A 20,476-nucleotide genomic window follows, 5' to 3' on the forward strand; every position below is an offset into this window, starting at 1 on the left:
TATCCCGAAGAACAAAAGCGACACCCATCAGCCTTGATTTGAGACCGGCTAATGGGTGTCCCGCTTTTCGGTCACGAAGTCCAGCGAAGCCTGACCGATATCAACCAGGCTGCCGATGTTCACCGCAGGGTAACCGGGCGGCGAAATTGCCAGCAGCGGCGCCCAGCGCTCGGCATCTGAATAGCGGCCGTGACGATTGCCGACACCGCCATGATCGCTTGCAAAAATGACCAGACGCTGAGGCGTTGCACCATCGGCCGAGGGTGCCCCGAAGGCCTTTTCCCAAAGACGACGAATGCGCGAGTCTGTTTCTCGCACGGCGCCAGCGTAGCGCGGATCAGACGGGTCGAAAGCAGCGTCATGGCCCGCGTCATCGACAGCATCCAAATGAATGAAGGCCAGATCTGGCTGGCATGCTCGCCAGGTGGTCAATACTTCCTGCTCGACCGCTGCATCGTCCTGACGCAAATACGCTGCATGGTGTATCTGCGGCAAAGCCCGCAAACGCCCCTGGACCAGGTCATACAGCGGCCGCCAGGAGGTCATCAGAACGCTGCGACTATCGGCCTTGGCGTCATGAAGGCGCTCAAACACGGTTTCGACCTTGACTGGACCTTTGCTGTTGTTATCAACAATGCCATGTGCGCTCGCCCAACTTGCGGTCAGCACACTGATCCAGCCGGGTGCGGAATAAGTCTGTTGCGTTCGACCGTTGCTGACATCCACTTTCCCCCAAGCCACCCCATGAGACTCAGCCAACTGGAACAGGAACGGGGTCAATGCCGGGCTGACCGCGTCGGCACGCAGGCCGTCGATACCGATGATGACGACCTGCCGCAAGGGCGCTTGCGGCGCGGCATTGCATTGCCCTGCCTCGTCGCTGCGTGAACAGCCGAACAGGCTTGTCGCGCACAGCACGACCAACAGCTTTAGCCCCGAGCACAGCGTGAAAGACCGAGTGTTGAATAGCATCTGTAAAATATCACCCACGAAATAAAGGAATGGGATTCATCGAAGTCCCGGCAAATGATCAAGGCAGCGAAACCGGGACAGTCTCAATGATCCAACCCACAAGGGCGGCGCAATGCCGCCCTGCTCTTTTACCTATTGTGGCGGATCGATCTGATCCAGCACACGATTGGCCGTGATCTCCGCCAGCATCACACTGTTGGAAATGCCCAACAACGCATTGCGCGACCCACCGTCCAGATGATCCACCAACTGATGGACCATCACGTCCACCGAGGCCAGTGTCTCGACCAGATACACCATCAGGCTCTCGGTCGTGGCCTCCGGGTTTACGGAAAACAGCGTGCTGGGGGTGTGGGGCGTGGCCTTGATGTCGGCCGTCGAGGGGAAATGAAAATCGAGGGCACGTTCGGCGGCTTCGTTGAGTTTTTTCGAGTCGGGTTCGTAGGGGGATGCGGGGTCAGGCGGGTTGGGTGTGACCTTGAACATAATTCGTGCTCCATAAAAGTGGAGCTGTCATCGACTCGCGACTAAACGAGTGGTGGCAGCTGTACGCAGGTTAGTCGACCGGGGGAGTCACGAAACCGGCGCGCCCGAAGGCGCCCTGCGCACAACTACCATGAAGTGCAGGCATGAAATGACCTGACTGTATGGAGGCAAATACGCTTCGTGATACCCCGGGCGACTAAACCCGATCACTGACAATCAGTGACGCGAATCAAGTTACCGACGGGGTCCAAGGCGCACAAGCCGGCGGATTCTGGCGTACCCGTAGGCAGCGACGCAAGGATTTGTAGCTTTCGGGAAGTAAGTCTGCGGGCGTTTAAACATGCGCGCTGCAACGGTGTTTAAGAAGCGTGCTGTCACGTCCTCCAGGCAGTGAAACCTCGAACAAACCAGACATATTGCTTTCGACCTGTGGCACCGGCCTCACCACTGCATCTCTACATAACGCATTCCTTATTCAATGACACCAACCCGCCCCTGACAGCATTATTCATGTTGCGAATTTTCAATGTATGAATATGTAATTTCCATTCAAATCAAGAATGAATCAGTCTTTCCCCATCGACACCGAGACACCCGAGGTTACGGTCATGTTTGGGAAAATATCGATTCTCGCCAGTGTTCCAATGGGCTTGGCTCTATTAGCCGGCGCCCTGATTCCTCTCCAGGCTTCCAGCAATGGCGCCTTGGGTCGTGAGCTTGGGCATCCACTCTGGGCGGCGCTAACCTCACTGATCGTCAGCTCGGTTGTGCTGATAGCGACCATTACCGTTCTTCGCGTCCCACAGCCGAACATCGTCGGCGCGTTGCAGGGGCCCTGGTGGCTTTGGATCGGTGGATTCAGCGGGGCCTTCTATGTCGCGATGGCTACCTTCCTCCCTCCAAGGCTCGGTGCTTCGAACTACATCCTGTTCGTGATGGTCGGGCAGGTCATCGCAGCAATGCTTTTCGATCACTTTGGCCTGCTCGGCCTGACTGCCAAGCCAATCAATCTGGTTCGAGTCACAGGAGTGCTGATCATTCTCTTCGGACTGTTTGTGGTTCAAGCAGGCTCAAACAAGGCACCGGTCAACATCGGCGTGGCGTTCAAGAGTCCAACAGCCGAGACAAAGGTCAGGTAGACCAAGGCTCGACATTGGTTTGATTGTTGTCCCACATAGCCAGCCCCTTTCGGCTCTCCCACCTGATCTATCCGAAGACCGCCGTCCATACTCCAGCCCGATGGTCCCATTCGGCTATTCTCGATATCGTGTGGCCAATACTCTGCAAGCGCTCCCTGCTCCCCGCCCCATCGCTTCCTTCGATGGCCTTGGACCACTGTCGCAGATGTACCTCAAGGGTTCGGCGTTACGGATCAGACCCGAGCCAGCTACCACGCCTTAATGGAAAGCACTATGGATGAGCTTCGTCGAATTGACCTGAACCTGCTGTTGACCTTGCACGCACTGCTGACAGAGCGACACGTAACCCGAGCGGCGGTGCGACTGCATAAAAGTCAGCCGGCAGTCAGTCACTCGCTGGCCCAACTGCGTGTTCACTTCAACGATAAGCTGCTTATTCGACGTGATGGCTATATGGCGCTGACCGCTAAAGCGCAAAGCCTTATGGGCCCCTTGGAGTCGTCGTTGATGGGGCTCAACAGCCTGCTCGCCGAAGCTGACTTTGATCCTGCAACAGCGAGAGCCAGGCTCCGCTTATCACTGTCCGATTACGCCGCGAAAACTGTGTTCCCATCGGTTGTTCGCAGGGTCAGGGCGCAAGCACCTGGCATCGAACTGGCTGTGAGCCAGGCCAGCCGAGAGACGATGCAGGCCCAACTGGTCGATGGTGAATTGGATCTGGCATTGGGGATATTTCCAGAACCAGCGGTAGACATCCTGGTTGAAGATCTATTCCCTGATCGGTTCGTCAGTGTGGCGGATCAATCTGCCTTGCCGGCGGATGGGATGCTGTCGCTTGAGGAGTGGTTGCATCGACCGCATGTGATGTTGGCATTACGGCCAGATGCAAACGATGAGATCGAAAGGACACTCAGCGCCATGGGACTGCGCAGACATATTGTGCTCGCCCTTCCTCATTGGACTGCAGCAGTGGAATTGATCGAAGGCACTGATCTCATACTCACGATTGCCGAGAAAGCGCTTGGAGGCATGGAGCGGTTTGCGACCCTTCGATGCTTTGAACCGCCCTTGGCGTTGCCAAAAATCGCCTACCAGCAAGCCTGGCATGCGAGGAAAGCGGGTGACCCTGCCCTGGGGTGGCTTCGACAGTGCTTTGTCGAAGCCTACCCGCCAATCGTGGTTGATGCAGGGACGGACGTGGCTCACTGATTCATGCTTCAGGCGGCCCTTTGAGCTCCACCTGGTTACCGTCGGGGTCAAAGCAGTAGATCGACGGGCCATCACCCTCTGCACCATATCGCTTCAACGCCTTGTCGGCTCGTACGCCTTGGCTGTGCAAGTGGGAAAGAATGTCTGCCTCGTTAAACGGTGTGATCCGCAGGCAGAAATGGTCAACGTTACGATGCTGTGGATCTGCGGGGCCTCCGGCTTGTTGCCCCAGGGGGCCGGCAACATCCACCAGGTCGATCATCGAGGTTCCCGCACGCAAGTGGATCATGCCCAAGTCATGACGACGCTTTTTCACTTCGCAACCGAGCGTCTCGGTGTAGAAGGCCAGGCTGCGATCCATGTCTTGAACACGCAAGACGACGTGATCCAGATGCTTCAATTGGAAAGGAATCATAGGGTCTCCTCTACCCAATAAGGGCCCAGGCGGCTCCTACTGATCTGTTATCTGCATGTCTTGGACGGTTACTGAGCTTTGTCCAGTACCTGAGGCATTTCGCCTTTGAAATCCATCCAGGGATTTGTGCCCAGCAGATTCGCGTGAGGTACATCAGCCTCATAGCGCATGGTGAACGCTTTCGGGCCATGGCCGTAAGCTACGATCAGGCCCTGTTCAGGGTCCATGATGCCTGCGTGCATGCCCAAGCCGTGGTAGCTGACACGAACCGCTTTGTCACCCAGGTTCAGCCTTTCAATCTGGAAGCGAACGGTCGAGCCATCCTTCATGGTGAACGCCCAGCGGAAAGGGCCACCGGAAACGGCCGTCATGACTTCATCGACGTCGGTGCCATCGTCGGCGGAGTTGACGTGCATGCGGGCGTACTTCTCAAGTACAGACCTATGAGTCGGCTTGTCCAGGGCCTTCATGTCGTACACCTTGGGATAGGGGCCGGTTCCTGTTTCCTCGGTGTACACGCCTCCATCAGCTACAGCCGGTTTCCGACCGGCCATTTTTACGTAGTCGAGCAACTGCGCAATGCTGAGTCCAAAGTCCTTGATCAAGCTTCGCTTTTCCTCTTCGGTCAGCGCTCGCTCATAGGAGGCAGCCAGAATCGGAGTGGCAGATTTCGGCGCGTCTACCGTCACGACGTGCACGCCGATTTCTTTCAGCGCTGCGTTCACCTGATTCACACCGACGGCGTCTGGGCGGCCATCGCTGAACTTCAAGGAAACGACGTCACCTGCCATTGCGCCTGCGGAGGTTACAAGTGAAGCGGCGAGCGTGGCGGAGGCCAGGATATCTTTACCTTTCATATTCAAACCCTCTGACGATGATTAACTTGGTTCGTCATCAGGTTCGCGTAATGGAAGTGGCTTGTGAAATCGTCAATAGTCACGAGCCTGATTCGCCGGGCGAATAATGTTCGTCTACAGCTCATGATTCGAATCGTTGGGCTGGGTGCCTGGTGAAAGTCGAACTGACTAAATCAGAGCAAATAAAATAATTCCGTCCCCTTTTCCCCCTCTTCTTCCACACCGATTTCTACCCACCTGACTCAGGTGGCGGCTAACGCAGTGGCTGTCGGCACGCTTGCTCTGTCCGTACATATTTGCCACCTGATGGTCAGGCCGGGCCTTCGGCAACCACTTCCGACAGAGACTCATGATGAAGACCCGAATCACCGAATTGCTGGGCGTTCAGTACCCCATAGTCGAAGGTGGCATGCAGTGGGTAGGTCGCGCCGAATTGGCCGCTGCGGTTTCCAATGCCGGCGCCTTCGGCATGGTGACCGCGCGCACGTTGCCTACCCCGGATGACTTGCGCGCCGAAATCGCCCGTACTCGCGAGCTCACCGACAAACCGTTCGGCGTCAACCTGACCCTGTCCGTCGCAGTCAAGGGCATGGACTACAGTGGCTGGGTCGATGCGATCATCGACAGCGACGTGCAGGTTGTTGAAACCGCCGGTAACAACCCGGCCCCGGTGATCGGCCGGCTGAAGGAGCATGGCATCAAGGTCATCCATAAATGCACGTCAGTGCGCCATGCATTGTCAGCGGAGCGTTACGGGGCCGATGTTATTTCCATCGATGGTTTCGAGGCCGCCGGCCATCCCGGTGAAGACGACATTGCGCTACTGGTCCTGCTGCCTGCCGTACTGCGCTCGGTGAAGGTGCCGGTGATCGCTTCCGGCGGCATTGCCGATGGTCGCGCTCTGGCCGCCGCGCTGGTGCTGGGCGCCGACGGGGTGAACATGGGCACGCGCTTCATGCTGAGTAAGGAGTCGGCGATCCACGAGAACGTGAAGCAGCGCCTGCTCTTGGCTTCCGAACGGGAAACCACGCTGATCAAGCGCACACTCAAGCACACTGCGCGCTTCTTCACCAATGCAATCTCCCAGGAAATTGTCGACCTCGAAAGGCGTCCCGGCGGAGCTACTTACGAAGACCTCAAAGACTTGCTATCGGGTAACCGCGGCCGCGCCGCAATGCTTTCCGGCGAGACTGACGCCGGGCTGATCTGCGCCAGCCAGGTCATCGGCCTGATCGATGATCTGCCCACTTGCGCCGAGCTGGTCGAACGCATCGTGGCTGACTGCCGCGCAGCGCTGGATAGATCGCTGGGCGCCTTCGTCTGAACTCATTCAATAACAAAAAGCGGACACGCCCATGGACTACCAGTCGATTCTCTACAGCCGTGAAGGGGCTGTCGCCGTCATCACCCTGAACGAGCCACACACGCTCAATGCGCTCAGCCCTGTCCTGGGGGCCGAGATACGCGACGCCCTGGCGAGGGTTTCCAATGACAAAACCGTGCGGGCGCTGGTATTGACCGCCAATGGACGATTGTTCAGCTCCGGCGCCGATCTGAGCCAGAGCTCGATCAGCTCATCGGACGGTAGCCGCGGCCAGGTTGTCGCTGAAGGGATGCGCAGCCGCGGCAATCGGATGATCGCCGAAATGCAACAACTGCCCGTACCGGTGGTGGTCGCCCTCAACGGCCCGGTCGTCGGGGGCGCCGTAGGCCTGGCGCTGAGTGGCGACCTTATCGTCGCGGCACGCTCGGCCTACTTCTACCTGCCATTCACGCCAAAACTCGGGCTGGTGCCAGACCTCGGTGCCAGCTGGTTCCTGCAGCGCCGCATTGGCAGCAGTCGGGCCCTGGCGCTGACCCTTATGGACGAGCGCCTGTCTGCGGAAAAAGCCGCCCAGTGGGGATTGATCCACGCGTGTGTCGATGACGCTTCACTGCAGGATGAGGCCATGCGCCTGGCGCAGAAGCTGGCTCGCCTGCCAGCCCATGGCGTGATCGAAGCCCGTGCGGCGTTCGCCGCGGCGCAACGCAATGACCTGCATGAGCAGTTGGAGTACGAGGCGCAACGCCAGAGCGAACTACTTGACCTTCCGACCATGGACGAAGGTCTGACGGCGTTCTTCGAAAAACGCGAGCCGGCATTCCCAGGCCGTGAGTGAGGCCAGGCGCGACCCGTACCGGGCAGGATGTCTGTGTGCTGACGATCGACGCGGACGCAGTGCCTGCCAGCAGACGCGTCCGATTCACGAGGGGAATGAACCGAGTGGTGTCAGCAACAGGTCGCCACCGCGAAGATTGATATAATCGCTCGCTCAAGAATTCGCAGAGCCAGGGGACTTCATGGATCCACGTCTGAAACATGCCGTAGCGGTCGGCAAGTTTCGCTCCTTCTCCAAGGCAGCGGATGTCATCGGCGTTACACAGTCTGCCGTCACCAAGAGCGTCGCCGACCTGGAGCGACAGATCGGCTTCCCGCTGTTCCAGCGCACCTCCCGGGGGGCGATCCCCACCGAGCAAGGCAGCGTCTTCCTCGAACGCGCGGCACGGCTGCTCGCGGACACTGCCGAGCTGTTCGGCAACACCCGGCCGGTGTCGCGCTATGAAGGTAACCTGCGTATCGGCGTCTACCCGGCCATGCTCGAATGGTTGCTGGCCGCCCCGATCGACCTTCTGCTCAAGCGCCATCCGCGCATCAAGCTGCACATCCAGGCGGGCGCCACCGACAAAGGCATGGAACTGCTCGAACGGGGCGACATCGACCTCGCCATCGGTTTCGAGGCAGCGCTGTCGAGCCACGCGCAGTTCCAGTGCGAGCACATCACCACCCTGACCGGTAGCGCGTTCGTCAGGCAGGAACACCCACTGCTCGGGCTGTCGACCCTGAGCGACAGCGACATCGCCTCCTTCGACATGGTGCTGCCATTGTCCATCTGGCACGAATCCGCCACCCACCGCCTGGCCGCCATCTACGGCGTCGAACGCTCCGACTGGTTGCACAGGGTCGAGAACTTTTCCCTGGCCTGCCAAATCGTGAAGAGCACCAACGCGATCGGCCTGGTGGACAGCTCGTTCATGCAAACCGATTATTTTCGGGCACATTTCGCGCCGTTGTCCGGTTTCGACCTGATACCGCCCTTGCGCATCTGCAGTGCCATTCGAGGCCAATGGGAACCCAAGCCCAGTGCATTGGCGATGATTGGCGCATTGCAGGATGCGCACGGTCCTGAAGGGACGCGCAGCGACAACGAAAGTCGGGTCTCGACTCACGAGGCGATGCTTTTCGCTGACCGCTGACAAGGCTTATTGCGCGGTGTATCCACCATCCACCAGCAGATTGGCACCGACCACGAAGGAAGCTTCGTCACTGGCAAGAAACAGAATGGCGTTGGCCACCTCCTGCGGCTGCGCCAGACGCCCCACAGGGTGCAGGCTGGCGAGCGCGTTGCGCTGGGCCTCGGGGGCGGCGGCAAGCAACGGCGTTTCAACGAAACCGGGACACACGGCATTCACCCGGATCCCCCGGGCCGCGTACTCCACGCCCAGCGCACGAGTCAGGTTGACCACACCGCCCTTCGCCGCGTTATAGGCCGCTACGCCGGGGCGACCGATAAAGCCCATGATCGAGGCCGTGTTGACCAGCGCACCGCCTGTGCCCTGCTCCAGCATCCGGGCAATCGCGTACTGGTTGCTCAGGAACACCCCTGTCAGGTTGATGTCGATCATCCGTCGCCAGTTTTCCAAAGTGACCTTCTCGGAAGGCACCGACAGGTCGCCGATACCGGCGTTGGCGACCATGATGTCCAGCTGCGCGAATGACTTTACCGTCGCCTCGATCAAGGCGCGCATGTCCGCTTCCTGCGTCACGTCGACTCGCTGAAACAGGCATTGATGCCCTGCCCCGTTGAGTTCTTCGACCAGCGCCGCGCCTTGCTCCGTCCTGTCGGCCACCACCACGCGCGCGCCTTCGGCGACGAACCGTCGGACAGTCGCCTCGCCGATGCCACTGGCGCCACCGGTGACAATGGCCACCTTACCGTCAAGTCTCATATGGGTTTCTCCTGTTGAATGATTCAGCCAGCGCTATGGGTAGAAGGCCGCCGCCAGGGCTTGCGCCGCTTCGTCCAGGGCACGACCGCCCTGTTCGAGCACGCCAGGCATCCAGCAAAAACCGTGGATCATTCCGTCGTAACGGCTGAGCGTCACCGGCACTCCGGCCGCCGCAAGACGCCTGGCATAGGCTTCGCCTTCGTCACGAAGCGGGTCGTACTGCGCCGTGATCACCAATGCAGGCGGCAAGCCGGTGAGATTTTCTGCGCGCAACGGCGAGGCATGGGGGTGACAACGCTGCTGCGGATCGGCGTACTGGTCCCAGAACCACATCATCGTTTCGCGGCTCAGGAAGTAGCCTTCGGCGTTGTCCCGATAGGAGCCGGTGTCGAAGTCATGGTCGGTCACCGGGTAGAACAGCAGTTGGTGACACAGGGAAAATTCACCGCGCTCGCGCGCCATCAGCGCCACCACGGCCGCCAGGTTGCCGCCGGCGCTGTCGCCGCCCACTGCGATGCGCGTCGGGTCGACATTCAAGTTGGCGGCCTGCCCGTGCACCCAGCGCACCGCGGCATAGGCGTCCTGCACTGCGCAAGGAAATCGATGCTCAGGCGCAAGACGGTAGTCCACCGAAACCACCAGGCAACGGGCTCGATTGGCCAGGTGCCGACAAGGCACATCAACGGCATCGAGGTCGCCCACCACCCAGCCACCGCCATGGAAATACACCAGCACGCCCAGCGGTCCCTCGACGTCCGGGATGTAGAAACGGGCCGGCAGGTCTGCGCTGGCGCCGGGAATGTTGCGTGCCTCCACGCGGGCCACGGTGTGCGCGGGCCCGGCCAGCGCGCTCAGGTCCAGCGCAACCCGCGCCGCCTGCGGTGACAAGGTATGCAGCGGCGGCCGGTTGGCCGCAGCCATCAGGTCCAGTACGTAGCGAGCCTTGGGGTCGAGTGCCATGGGACTCAAACCTCCATTGTCGCGACAGTGACGGTGGCGAAGGTGAAACCTTCGTAACCCTCTTCGGCCACCTTGTCGCAGATCTCGCGATAGGTGTTGGCACCGCCGACGAAAATCGGGAAGCCCTTCGGCTTGCCCTCCACGTTCGCTCCGGTGTACCAGGATTCCACGCGCGGCATCAGCGTCAGGTCGGCCACCGCCTTGCAGCGGCGCGACCAGTCCTGCTCGGCCTGGCTGGAGGCCTCCACCACATTGAAACCACCGGCCTGCATGAACGCCAGGCAGTCCGAGATCCAGTCCACATGCTGCTCAATCGACAGCACCATGTTGGTCAGCACCGAGGGGCTTTGCGGCCCGGTGATGGTGAAGAAATTCGGGAAGCCTGCCGTGGCGAGCCCGAGATAGGTCTGGATATCGCCGCCCTCGCCCCATTTCTCTTTCAGGCTGACACCGCCCCGCCCGCGAATATCGATACGCAACAGCGGGCCGGTGATGGCGTCGTAGCCCGTGGCAAACACCAACGCGTCAAGCTCGTACTCCTGTTCACGGGTACGCAGGCCTCGCTCAGTGATTTCAACGATCGGCGCGCTTTTCACGTCGACCAGGGTGACGTTGTCGCGGTTGTAGGTTTCGAAGTAGTGGGTATCCAGTACCGGTCGCTTGCCGCCGTAGTAGTAGTAGCTGGGCATCAACTTGCGGGCGACGTCAGGATCACGAACGATCTGGCCGATCTTGCCGCGAATGAACTCGCCGACCGTTTCATTCGCCGCCGGGTTGGTGACCAGATCATTGAAACAGCCCGTCATCCAGCCACCGCGCTGCCAATTGGCTTCATAGGTCGCCTCGCGTTCCTGCGCTGACACCTGCAACGCCGAGTGCTGCGGCACGGATCGAGGGAATCCAAGTGTGGAGCGCTGCATCTGCGCCCGCACCTGGGCAAGATTGTCCCGTACCTGATTCAGGTAGTCGGGGTGATAGGCATGGTTGACCGCCGGCGTGGTGTATTGCGGCGTGCGCTGGAACACATGCAGGTGACCGGCCTGCTCGGCGATCACCGGGATCGCTTGAACCCCGCTTGAGCCGGTACCGATCACGCCGACTCGCAACCCAGTGAAGTCAACCGGCTCGTGCGGCCAGGTACCCGTGTGGAACTGCTGCCCCTGGAAGCGCTCCAGTCCCTTGAAGTCAGGCGTATTGGAGGCGGACAAGCAGCCCATACCGGAAATGAAGTACTTGGCCGATACGTTGCGACCGTCATCGGTCGTGATCAGCCAACGCGCTTGCGTTTCATCCCATTGCGCACTGAGCACCCGGGTATTGAACTGGATATCGCGGCGCAGATCGAACTTGTCCGCGACATGATTGATATAACGAAGAATGGAGGGTTGATCCGGATAACGGGATGTCCAGGTCCACTCCCGATATAGCTCTTCGGAAAACGTATAATTGTAATAGATACTTTCGATATCACACTTGGCGCCTGGATAACGGTTCCAGTACCAGACTCCGCCAACATCACCGCCGGCCTCGTACACCTGCGTTGACAGGCCGGCCTGGCGAAGACGATAGAGCATATACAGCCCGGAAAATCCGGCCCCGATTACAACGGCGTCATACTTTTCACAAAACATTGAAAAATTCTCTTATTGGAAAAATAGACGAACAACATGGCGCAACTCTCATTCGAGAGCAGCGTGAATCAAGTCATCCAGGCAATCGAAACCAGGAAGTTCGTCAGTTATTTTGAGAATGGTGAGGAGCAACGCCTGTAACTTTTCACTTATACGGGGCGGGTGTCTAATTCAAATTTATCCGCGCTATTCCTTGGGCTCATATCATTGCGGTTAACGCCGCGCTTTGCGCGGCAATGGCCGTTTCAATTGAAGGGGCGGTTTTGGCCGCGCGGGCTTGTCGACTCACCGCAGGTGTTTTTAGTCGGGTTCATCCGCGACGCCCGAGCGTGCCTCCTGCTGGTTCGCCTGTTCCCGATTGAACTCCAGTTCATCCAGCAAGGCGGCGTTGTCTTCCGCCCAGTCGTACAAGGCCAACAACGGTTGAACAAAGCGCTCGCCCAGCGCAGTCAGCGAATATTCGACCATGGGCGGTACGACCTGAAACACCTCGCGATGGACCAGCCCGTCGCCCTCCAGCTCGCGCAAGGTTTGCGTAAGCATTTTCTTCGACACTCCGGGCATGCTGCGCTGCAATTGCCCGGTGCGAAGCGGGCCATGGTGCAGGATGTAGAGCACCATGGAGGTCCATTTGGGTGTCAGCAATTTGTGAATGCGCCGGGGTGGACAGCCTTCCTCGACAATCAACGAGCTCATGGTTACTCCGAAGTAACTGGGTTACAAAAAAGTGCCTACGTGACGAAAAAGTACCTAATCGACAATCAAGACCCTTGCTTCCAATATTGCACTTTATTCAATCAAATAGCAGTGAGGCCCTGTGATGAGTCAGCCAACGTTCCGTGCATTGATGCTCGACGACTACGCGAACAACTCCTTTCGTGAAGCGCAAATCGTGCGTCCTGAGCCTGCAGCCAATCAGGTGCTGGTTCGTATCATCGCCAGTGGCGTGAACCCTATCGACTACAAGATTCGCACCGGCAAAGCCCCCTATGCCATGCCGGAACTGCCGGCAGTCCTGGGCACCGACATGGCCGGCGTGGTCGAAGCCGTCGGCGCCAACGTCAAGCACCTGTCGGTGGGCGATGAAGTGTATGGCCTGGTCGGTGGTGTGCGCGGCTTGCAAGGATCCCTGGCCGAGTACGTGGCGGTCGATACCGATCTGCTGGCGCTCAAGCCGAAAAACCTGAGCTTGCGGGAAGCGGCGGCCATTCCTCTGGTTTTCCTCACGGCGTGGGAAGGTCTGGTGGATTGCGCCCAGGTCAAGGCCGGTCAAAAAGTGCTGGTGCATGGGGGCGCAGGAGGTGTCGGCCATATCGCCGTGCAGATTGCACGCGCCTTGGGTGCCGATGTTTACGCAACCGTTTCCAACAACAAGCGTTCTATCGTCGAAGGGTACGGTGCCACGGCCATTGACTACCGCAATGTGTCGGTCGAGCAGTATGTGAAGCAATACACGAACGATGAAGGTTTCGATGTCATCTACGACACCGTGGGCGGGCAAAGTCTGGACGATTCCTTTGCTGCTGTTCGCCACTACGGTCATATCGCAAGCTGCGCAGCATTTGGCACCCACAACCTGGCCACGGGCTCGCTTCGCGGCGCAACGCTGTCCGGCATTTTTGTGCTGCTGCCGATGCTGACCGGCAATGGCCGCGCTCATCATCGTGACATCCTGACCGAGGCAACCCGACTGATCGAACAAGGCAAGGTCAAGCCGCTGGTGGACCCTCGGCACTTCACTCTGAATGAGGCCCGACAGGCCCACGATGCCGTTGAACAGGGTAGCGCCCTGGGCAAGGTTGTGATTGACGTGGCCTGAGTGGGTCGCTTCGCAATTGTCCCGGTCGCAGTGACCCCATCATTGAGCAAGGGCGGCGGCAGGCAGCAATCGGCCAGGAGCGACCACCCGGGCTCAAGAAGGCAAAACAGATTTGCACCGTTTCTCAGCAAAAAAAGAAACATGAGTGATGGCCAAGTGCCATTTCTGCAATAATCTCGCCCCTAACACTCATGCAAGGAAATGCTGTGAAAAAGTCCCTCCTGCTCGTCCCGCTACTCGCCCTGTTGCTGCAAGGTTGTGGTGTAACCATGACGCGTTATGAACCCAGTTACGAGAACGTCCAGCAGCTCAAGCAAACCCCAGCACTGCAATCGATCAGCAATGCACAAGTGAAGGCGGACTCTGGCCAGGGCTCGCTGAGTGTCCGGGCTAATCCGATCAGTTCGCCGAGCGGCAGCATCCCTCTGCATATTCAGGAGGCCATCAACGAAGAACTGCGCCGCGCAGGCCTGCTGGATCCGCAGGCCCAGCGGCACCTGGATGTATTGCTGGTCAAGAATGAGCTGACTGCAGGCATGGGTACCGGTACTGGCGAGCTCGCTGCCCGCTTCACTTTGCTCAAGGGCAATGAAGTGGTTTACGACGCAACCAAGGACGTGAGCCGCCAGTGGGACAGCAGTTTTTTCGGAGCCATTGCGATCCCGAACGCCGCCAACGCCTACAACCCGATGGTGCGTGATTTGCTGAAAACCTTGTACAGCGACCCGCAGTTCATACAAGCCCTGAAATGAGGGTAAAAAAAGAGCCGCAATTGCGGCTCTTTTTTTCAGATGCGTGACACGCCGGTATCGAGTGCCGAGTATTTCAGGCTCTTGCTCTCGACCATTTGCTTGAGCAACGCATTGACCTGGCGGCTGAAGGTATCGTTGATCGCCGCCTTCGGGGTATTACCCATCAAAGGCACAAACCAGATCCCCATCCAGGTATTGATCGAGTCATGGTTACTGGTATTGCTGATTGCCAACCCTTGCTGGTCCAGCGCTTCGAGACTCATGGTGTATTGATCAGTGGCCATCGCAGGAATGAGGGTCATCGTGAGCCCGCTGATAAAGGCCATGACCATCTGACCACCCCCCGGCGGGTGGTTGTAAACCTTCAGGCGCAGGTTGTAGTCGCCAGGCTGCTTCTGGAATTCATCCAGCGTGACGCGACCAAAGAGCCCGGAATCGTTCAGCACTTTTTGAAGTTCAGGCTTGAGCATGTCGCGAGCTTGCGGCACTTCAACGGCTGAAGCGCTTTTTGGAGCGCCTTGGTAGAAATCGAAATCGACATACACATTCGGCTTGTTCGAATAGCTCGACATCGACGGCAAATTCACCGGAGCCACTTCATCCTTGGTGAAGCTGGCACAACCGCTCAGCCCTAGCACCAGGGCCAACCCCAGAATTTTTCCAATTTGCATGATGGCTCCCTTAATTGATGGCATAGCGCCTCCATGGCCGGAGTGCTGGGCGGATTCTAGAGAGTGCACGATGATTGCAAAAGGCCATACCCGAAATAAATCACTGAAAATCAGGAAAAAGGTTGATTCATTCTCATGGCCTGATCGTTTGCTGTAGGTCGTTTTTCTACCGGTTGTGACAGACAGAAATGGTCAGGAGCGGACATTCGCCCGAGCCGCCGCCACCAGAATCGAACGGTCAGCCAGACGGCAAAGAGGACGGACTTACTTCAAAGAAAATACGTTTTGTCTCCTTTTTCACAGCCCCCTTCGCTCTGAAGTAAGCAGGAAGTTGTACGACTAGCAGGTTTGTAACCTTTCAGAATCTTACAAACTTCAAATAGATATAATTCAATCATCGTTAATTGATAAACTTAACATTCAAAACGAATTTTAAAAAAATCAGCGAACACAACTCTACAAGAATCGCTACTAACTCCCGAGCAGTAGACAATGACGACAGTACGATATCCCTGCGACCTGTAAGGGTGTCGAACTTGATCCAGAAACTGACAATCCGGTGGCTACTCCATGTCGCGTTCTTTGAACGCTTTATAGGAGAAGAAAAGATGACTCGGAATCCTTTCACTCAATTTCTGATCCTCCTTTTGGCAGCGATCTGCTTAGCGTCTCCAAACGCCGCTGCGCCGAGGACTATGCGGATAGATACACCCGGTTCCGCGTTCACGGCGATATCCGGCAAGGCGGCGATCGACGATGTCCCCGATGGTCGACGAGTCAAGGGTAAAGCCTTTTCGGATGTGACGTTGGTCGGAGAGCTCAATCCACCTACTGCCAAAGTGGCCGAACGCAATGCCACGCGTTTGGAATTGCATTTCCGCACTAGCCCTGGCGGACCTACTCTGCTGAGGATCATCTTGCCCGATGGGAATAAGGTAGAACTCGGGCTGAAAGGAGACTTCCTTGCCGATTCGGAAGGTAAAGCGTTTGATTTTGGCGATGTACCGCTCAAGTTTTATGATCATTCAAAACTGAAGCTGGTGATCCGATATCCCGGCGGCATTGATAGCCAGATTGATCCAGGGGAGTTTGTTCTTAAAAAAGTTAGCCTTTATTACCCAAGTAAACTTGATGTATACACGCAACTACCTCATACGAAGCCACCATTAGGAACCACCAATACGGGAAATAAAAAAATACAGACCACCCTGCCCGTGATGACATCGCATGCGATTTATGAGACACCGCGCATTGATATTGGAGCAGGACTGAACAAGCGTCTTGATCTTTGCAGGAGCTGGGCCAGTGAATGCGGTCAACCCGCTGCGGATGCATTCTGCATTCTGCAAGGTCACCGCCACGCCGCACACTTCATGCCCGAATTGGACATCGGAGAGACTGCCATTATTTCTAATCACCAAACTTGTAGAGATCCAGGCTGTGATGGCTTTGGGCGGATTGAATGCGAATAGCGTACTAAGCGATAAACCCCGCCGACTTAAAAAGGCGGGGTTCTAGGTTTGCATGGGTCGGACAAAACACGGAATTAAGTAGGTCGAAACAACGACATGTTTTTGGCGCATTAGAGAATTCAGCAACTAATCCATGGCCGCTCCTGGCCAATTTCAGCCTGCCGTGAAGGGCAAAAGTCGGCCCGGCGCTGCAACTGAATCGACTCGGCATTCATCACTCGCAACCACACAGAACATCCCCCCTCCCCCGGTTCTGCAAACCGCTATCAGACAAGTCCCACCCCACTTGAAAAAATGCTTCCCATCAAGCCTGCCCCTCGTTAAATATCCTTCATCCAATGCCGCATCGTCAGGACTCATCCATGCCACTGCCTTTTCACAAAATGCACGCAAATGGCGATGACTTCGTCATTGTCGACTCACGAAAGATGGCCAATCCGGTAACAGGCGCACTCGCTCGGCGAATGGGTGATCGCAACCGGGGCATCGGGTTCAATCAACTTGCAGTAGTGCTCGATTGCGACGATGCCGATGCGCACCTGATGTTCTGGAATGCCGACGGTTCTGCACTGGATGTCTGTGGCAGCGCGACGCGGGGGATTGCAGACAGGTTGATGCGCGAGTCGAACACGACGTCGATTGCGTTACGAACCAACCGCGGGCTTTTAACTTGCGAACGAAGGTCCACCGGGGCTATTTCCGTCAGCATGGGGGCGCCGCTTTTGGGTTGGTCGGATGTACCCCTGGCGCGAGAACTGGATACTGCGGTTCTGCCACTGGCGGGTGATCCGGCAGCGTGCAGTATGGGCAATCCGCACTGCACTTACTTTGTGGAGGACCTGGCGGCTGTCGATGTGGCAACCATCGGACCGACCATTGAAACCAACCCCCTGTTTCCCCGCCGAACGAATGTGCATTTCGTCCAGATCATCGACCGGGCGCACATCCGCCTGCGCATTTGGGAGCGCTGGGGTGGCATTCCACTGGGTTCCGGCTCCTGCTGCTGCGGTGCCGTAGTCAACGGGATTCGCCGTGGCCTGCTGGACCCCTGCGTTGAAGTGGAATGTGATGGCGGAACCGTAACGGTTGAGTGGGACGGTGCGGGACCGGTGGTGCTCATCGGGCCGGTAGAGACGGTGTTCTCGGGAACCATCCCAGGCAACCTGCTACAAGCGTTGTAGTTGCGCAGGTGCCTCATCGCCTGGGGTTTTCCAGGTAGGGCGACTTATGCCACGGATAGCCCTTGGCGCTGAGTTGAAAGGCGTAATCGAACAAGCGCTTCATGTACTCGCCATCGAATTTGCGACTGTGCGCAAAGTCAAAGTCGGAGCCGATGTAGGCAAGGTTGAAATCCGCTCCATCCTGCTGCGCCATGCGGTAGATTCGCTCCAGGTCACTGATCCCCTGAGTCTGGATCAAGGCACTGATGGCTCGGCCGCCGATGCTCAAGGTACGCCGCTTGGTCCCGGACCATTGCGGTTCCAGTGTTCCATTACGAATGACATAGAACTGTCGGTCGAGTCGCAAAGGGGCTCCGGCGGCTTTGCTCAGCGCCATCACGGTGCTGGGCGGGTAGAGAAACACTTGAGTGATCACCCCTCCGTCCACGTGCATTTCCTGAAACGGTTTGCCGTCAACGTCCACATCGATCATGACGGGCGAGACGGCACCGGGAATGCTCATCGAGGCGAGCATGATCTTGCGAAACAGGTCGAGCGCACCCGGTGCCTGGCTGGCAGCGATAGCGCCCATGTTCCAGGTGACGGGTCGCCCTGAATCCAGGTCGGTTGTACCAATCAGCAAAATCCGCCCCTTGGCGTATTGCAAGGCGATCGCCGCAAGAATCTCCGTCGTGACGTAGGTTGCAATGAGCCGCGACAGTGGCTTGCTGTCCGCCAGACCGTCGCTGGCAAAGCGGGTCAGTACGTTTCGCGAATGAAAAATGTCTTTGGGTCCGATGGCGTTGGACACATAGCGAATCACGCCATCGTACTCAGACCCCAGATAAGCAAACGGGGCGACCAGGGCACCGGCGCTAATACCCGTGACGACCTTGAACACGGGACGGCTTCCATGGGTCGTCCATCCGGCAATCAGCCCCGCTGCGAATGCGCCTGCGTCGCCGCCACCGGAAACTGCCAGCATGTGTGCCAATGGGAGGGTTTTATTGGCAATCCCTGCCTCGGCGAGAGCCTGGCCTTCACGTTTATTGGACTGAACCGCATCTTCAATAAAAAGTGTATGGTCGTGGTCCAGTCGGTAGCGAGCATTGGGAATGCCCGGAATGATCGCTGTGTCCGTCAGGTGTGCCGGAACGGCATCACGGCGCGGCAGGCACGCTTGAAGAAACATGTCCAGTGAGGCACCGGGCCTGAGCGGGAATGGTTTCAAGACGCCTCCTCCGACTTCGCCGGTCGACCGCAAATGCAGTTGTCGTGAACGAGAAAGTCTTCACCTGGATTGCCCGAATCTGACTAGGCGTGGCGGATAGTTTGGGCCATGGTAACCGGGCCTGACAGGTGCTGTTGTTGAGGGTAGTGACATACCGCTTTTTGCGCACGCACCAAGCGTCAGCTTTCGGCCAGAAGCGGACTCGACCCCAACATCGAGCCCCATGAGTAGACGGCCTATCCTGCCGCTTCTCGTCGTAATCACCGAACATATAGAGCAAAAAATCAGAAATCCGCTATTACGTTAGTAATAGCCACTTCACTCATTGCAGATCGTCACAGGTACGCCCCATCATGCGAAATCCATTTAAGTATTCGAGAGTTCGTTTTGATTTTTTACTTGGTGTTATTTTAGTGGGGCTGACCGCTTGCAGCAGCAACGAGAACATTACTGCACCTACTAAGGAAATCACTCGGCCACCTATCGATGACAGCGAGACTTCGTCCGTGCGAGTCACTACTAGTTGGTTACAACACTCACTCAGCCAAACTGGTTGTCTGGAGCACGCCAGAGCGGCTCTTGCAAAAGCGAGATATTTTGTTGAACCAGGCGATATCTCAGTCTTTGGTTATCGTGAAGGTATGACTTTTTCGATTCGCTGCGACTACGAAGGAGTTGCTTTTTTCGCAGTGGCTTATCGCCATAGGCCAAGTACTCAAACCCAGGATCGGGTCTTGAATGAAATCACCAGGCTATTTTAAGGCATGGAGGTGTCTACGAAACCTGGGGCGATTCAGAGACCGGCTAATGGGTGTCCCCTTTTCCGCTCATTTTTTACATTTTTCGGTCCCAATTTTTTCGATTTTTTACTAATCGCCCCCATTCTATTACGGTCAAGGTTCAACTTTTGTGAGCGGCCACGCCGCTTTCAATTGTTCTTTAGTGCCGTTGAAGATATTGATATCCATGTCCGGTTTTGTACCTGAAACGGGAAGCTGTACAAGCTGCTCACTGGAGAACTGCCACAGTGTGTAGCTAGGCCAAACCCCGACAGGAAAATCCGTGACATTGGATTTGAACCTTGCGTACCAGAGAGGTGTTTTGACGAAAATACTATCTTTGTACTTTGTGGAGATTAGCTTCGCACTTGAGTGGTTTGTATAGAGTACCGGGTACCGACCAGTCTTTGCTTTGATACGTTTAATGAACAGTATTGCTTCATCAACATTCATGAGCTTTTCCGACAGCGCGTCCTCAAGATCGAGGGCGATGAGTTCGTCGGAAGCGGGTTTTACCGTATCGATGTAAAAGTCTGCCTGCTTTTCAGGGCTTCCGGTAACCCCCCAGTGGTAGGACCCCCATAAGTAGCCACGCTTCAACGCCTCCTCTTTGCGCTTGATGTATTGCGGATCAAGCTCAGAGGTTCCAATCGTCGCTTTGTGAATGATCGCAACGACACGCCGTTCAGTAGCAAGCTTGTCCCAGTTGATGCTATTCGCGTAATACGGGTCGATAATGAGCGGGACGGATTGATCTTTCCAGGGTGCGTTGAATTCGCCTGCCGAGGTCCATGTGGCCCAGCCTGCAGCAAAAAGTATTGTTACGATGCGCATATGAAACACTCCCTCTGCTTACACAGAATTTAGTTGTGTTGC

The 20,476-nt window shown here is 57.2% G+C and carries 21 protein-coding genes; 10 read left to right on the top strand and 11 right to left on the bottom strand.

Translation table 11 applies throughout. The annotated features are described in order from the left end of the window. Nucleotides 1–48: 48 nt before the first annotated feature. Nucleotides 49–972 carry an alkaline phosphatase family protein gene (locus ACQKP2_RS00140; protein ID WP_427573320.1) on the bottom strand — a complete coding sequence of 308 codons (924 nt, stop codon included), beginning with the start codon at nucleotides 970–972 and terminating at the stop codon, nucleotides 49–51. Between the two features lie 132 nt (nucleotides 973–1,104). Next, nucleotides 1,105–1,458 (bottom strand): DUF6124 family protein, encoded by a 354-nt coding sequence (locus ACQKP2_RS00145; RefSeq protein ID WP_427573323.1) that lies wholly within the window; start codon nucleotides 1,456–1,458, stop codon nucleotides 1,105–1,107. 560 nt (nucleotides 1,459–2,018) lie between these two features. On the opposite strand from ACQKP2_RS00145, the gene ACQKP2_RS00150 reads away from it, so the two are divergent. Both ACQKP2_RS00150 and ACQKP2_RS00155 read left to right on the top strand, forming a co-directional pair. Further along, nucleotides 2,019–2,597, top strand: a complete 579-nt coding sequence (locus tag ACQKP2_RS00150; protein ID WP_427573325.1) for a DMT family transporter — start codon at nucleotides 2,019–2,021, stop codon at nucleotides 2,595–2,597. Between the two features lie 273 nt (nucleotides 2,598–2,870). Next, nucleotides 2,871–3,806 (top strand): LysR family transcriptional regulator, encoded by a 936-nt coding sequence (locus ACQKP2_RS00155; RefSeq protein ID WP_427573328.1) that lies wholly within the window; start codon nucleotides 2,871–2,873, stop codon nucleotides 3,804–3,806. A gap of 1 nt (nucleotide 3,807) precedes the next feature. Here ACQKP2_RS00155 and ACQKP2_RS00160 read toward each other — a convergent pair whose 3' ends face one another. Together ACQKP2_RS00160 and ACQKP2_RS00165 are read right to left on the bottom strand one after the other, a co-directional pair. Beyond that, complete coding sequence (locus ACQKP2_RS00160) at nucleotides 3,808–4,221, bottom strand: VOC family protein (RefSeq protein ID WP_427573331.1); 414 nt, start codon at nucleotides 4,219–4,221, stop codon at nucleotides 3,808–3,810. Between the two features lie 68 nt (nucleotides 4,222–4,289). Next, nucleotides 4,290–5,078, bottom strand: coding sequence for a hypothetical protein (locus ACQKP2_RS00165; protein WP_427573333.1), 789 nt, complete (start codon nucleotides 5,076–5,078; stop codon nucleotides 4,290–4,292). Between the two features lie 352 nt (nucleotides 5,079–5,430). Here ACQKP2_RS00165 and ACQKP2_RS00170 point away from each other — a divergent pair, with 352 nt between their 5' ends. The 3 genes from ACQKP2_RS00170 to ACQKP2_RS00180 all read left to right on the top strand — a co-directional run bounded on the left by ACQKP2_RS00170 (nucleotide 5,431) and on the right by ACQKP2_RS00180 (nucleotide 8,372). After that, complete coding sequence (locus tag ACQKP2_RS00170) at nucleotides 5,431–6,402, top strand: NAD(P)H-dependent flavin oxidoreductase (RefSeq protein ID WP_427573336.1); 972 nt, start codon at nucleotides 5,431–5,433, stop codon at nucleotides 6,400–6,402. Between the two features lie 31 nt (nucleotides 6,403–6,433). Further along, nucleotides 6,434–7,237 carry an enoyl-CoA hydratase/isomerase family protein gene (locus tag ACQKP2_RS00175; RefSeq protein WP_427573339.1) on the top strand — a complete coding sequence of 268 codons (804 nt, stop codon included), beginning with the start codon at nucleotides 6,434–6,436 and terminating at the stop codon, nucleotides 7,235–7,237. A 181-nt stretch (nucleotides 7,238–7,418) separates the two neighbouring features. Beyond that, the gene (locus ACQKP2_RS00180) at nucleotides 7,419–8,372 is read left to right on the top strand and encodes a LysR family transcriptional regulator (protein ID WP_427573341.1); all 954 of its coding nucleotides are present in this window, start codon (nucleotides 7,419–7,421) and stop codon (nucleotides 8,370–8,372) included. Between the two features lie 6 nt (nucleotides 8,373–8,378). Here the strand turns inward: ACQKP2_RS00180 and ACQKP2_RS00185 are convergent, their stop codons facing one another. The 4 genes from ACQKP2_RS00185 to ACQKP2_RS00200 all read right to left on the bottom strand — a co-directional run bounded on the left by ACQKP2_RS00185 (nucleotide 8,379) and on the right by ACQKP2_RS00200 (nucleotide 12,412). Continuing rightward, entirely contained in the window at nucleotides 8,379–9,125 is a 747-nt protein-coding gene (locus ACQKP2_RS00185; RefSeq protein WP_427573343.1) for an SDR family NAD(P)-dependent oxidoreductase, read from the bottom strand. A 33-nt stretch (nucleotides 9,126–9,158) separates the two neighbouring features. After that, the gene (locus ACQKP2_RS00190) at nucleotides 9,159–10,085 is read right to left on the bottom strand and encodes an alpha/beta hydrolase (protein ID WP_427573345.1); all 927 of its coding nucleotides are present in this window, start codon (nucleotides 10,083–10,085) and stop codon (nucleotides 9,159–9,161) included. A 5-nt stretch (nucleotides 10,086–10,090) separates the two neighbouring features. After that, complete coding sequence (locus ACQKP2_RS00195; RefSeq protein ID WP_427573348.1) at nucleotides 10,091–11,716, bottom strand: flavin-containing monooxygenase; 1,626 nt, start codon at nucleotides 11,714–11,716, stop codon at nucleotides 10,091–10,093. 300 nt (nucleotides 11,717–12,016) lie between these two features. Next, nucleotides 12,017–12,412: a winged helix-turn-helix transcriptional regulator gene (locus ACQKP2_RS00200; RefSeq protein WP_427573351.1), complete on the bottom strand. Its 396-nt coding sequence runs from the start codon at nucleotides 12,410–12,412 to the stop codon at nucleotides 12,017–12,019. Between the two features lie 124 nt (nucleotides 12,413–12,536). On the opposite strand from ACQKP2_RS00200, the gene ACQKP2_RS00205 reads away from it, so the two are divergent. Together ACQKP2_RS00205 and ACQKP2_RS00210 are read left to right on the top strand one after the other, a co-directional pair. Then, entirely contained in the window at nucleotides 12,537–13,535 is a 999-nt protein-coding gene (locus tag ACQKP2_RS00205; RefSeq protein WP_427573354.1) for a zinc-dependent alcohol dehydrogenase family protein, read from the top strand. Nucleotides 13,536–13,741: 206 nt separating this feature from the next. Next, nucleotides 13,742–14,287, top strand: coding sequence for a hypothetical protein (locus ACQKP2_RS00210; RefSeq protein WP_427573357.1), 546 nt, complete (start codon nucleotides 13,742–13,744; stop codon nucleotides 14,285–14,287). 35 nt (nucleotides 14,288–14,322) lie between these two features. Here the strand turns inward: ACQKP2_RS00210 and ACQKP2_RS00215 are convergent, their stop codons facing one another. Beyond that, complete coding sequence (locus ACQKP2_RS00215; protein WP_427573359.1) at nucleotides 14,323–14,958, bottom strand: hypothetical protein; 636 nt, start codon at nucleotides 14,956–14,958, stop codon at nucleotides 14,323–14,325. A gap of 536 nt (nucleotides 14,959–15,494) precedes the next feature. On the opposite strand from ACQKP2_RS00215, the gene ACQKP2_RS00220 reads away from it, so the two are divergent. Next, nucleotides 15,495–16,430: a hypothetical protein gene (locus tag ACQKP2_RS00220; protein WP_427573362.1), complete on the top strand. Its 936-nt coding sequence runs from the start codon at nucleotides 15,495–15,497 to the stop codon at nucleotides 16,428–16,430. Nucleotides 16,431–16,792: 362 nt separating this feature from the next. After that, a complete protein-coding gene (dapF, locus tag ACQKP2_RS00225; RefSeq protein WP_427573365.1) occupies nucleotides 16,793–17,611 on the top strand; it encodes a diaminopimelate epimerase in 819 nt (272 codons plus the stop codon). Between the two features lie 13 nt (nucleotides 17,612–17,624). On the opposite strand, the gene ACQKP2_RS00230 is transcribed toward dapF, so the two are convergent. Further along, nucleotides 17,625–18,821 carry a patatin-like phospholipase family protein gene (locus ACQKP2_RS00230; RefSeq protein ID WP_427573367.1) on the bottom strand — a complete coding sequence of 399 codons (1,197 nt, stop codon included), beginning with the start codon at nucleotides 18,819–18,821 and terminating at the stop codon, nucleotides 17,625–17,627. A 353-nt stretch (nucleotides 18,822–19,174) separates the two neighbouring features. Between ACQKP2_RS00230 and ACQKP2_RS00235 the strand changes: the two genes are divergently transcribed. Then, complete coding sequence (locus tag ACQKP2_RS00235) at nucleotides 19,175–19,582, top strand: hypothetical protein (protein ID WP_427573369.1); 408 nt, start codon at nucleotides 19,175–19,177, stop codon at nucleotides 19,580–19,582. A 132-nt stretch (nucleotides 19,583–19,714) separates the two neighbouring features. Here the strand turns inward: ACQKP2_RS00235 and ACQKP2_RS00240 are convergent, their stop codons facing one another. Next, a complete protein-coding gene (locus ACQKP2_RS00240; protein WP_427573372.1) occupies nucleotides 19,715–20,434 on the bottom strand; it encodes a glycoside hydrolase family 25 protein in 720 nt (239 codons plus the stop codon). Between the last annotated feature and the right edge of the window lie 42 nt (nucleotides 20,435–20,476).

The sequence above is a fragment of the Pseudomonas sp. NPDC089569 genome (assembly GCF_050280625.1).
Lineage (GTDB): Bacteria > Pseudomonadota > Gammaproteobacteria > Pseudomonadales > Pseudomonadaceae > Aquipseudomonas.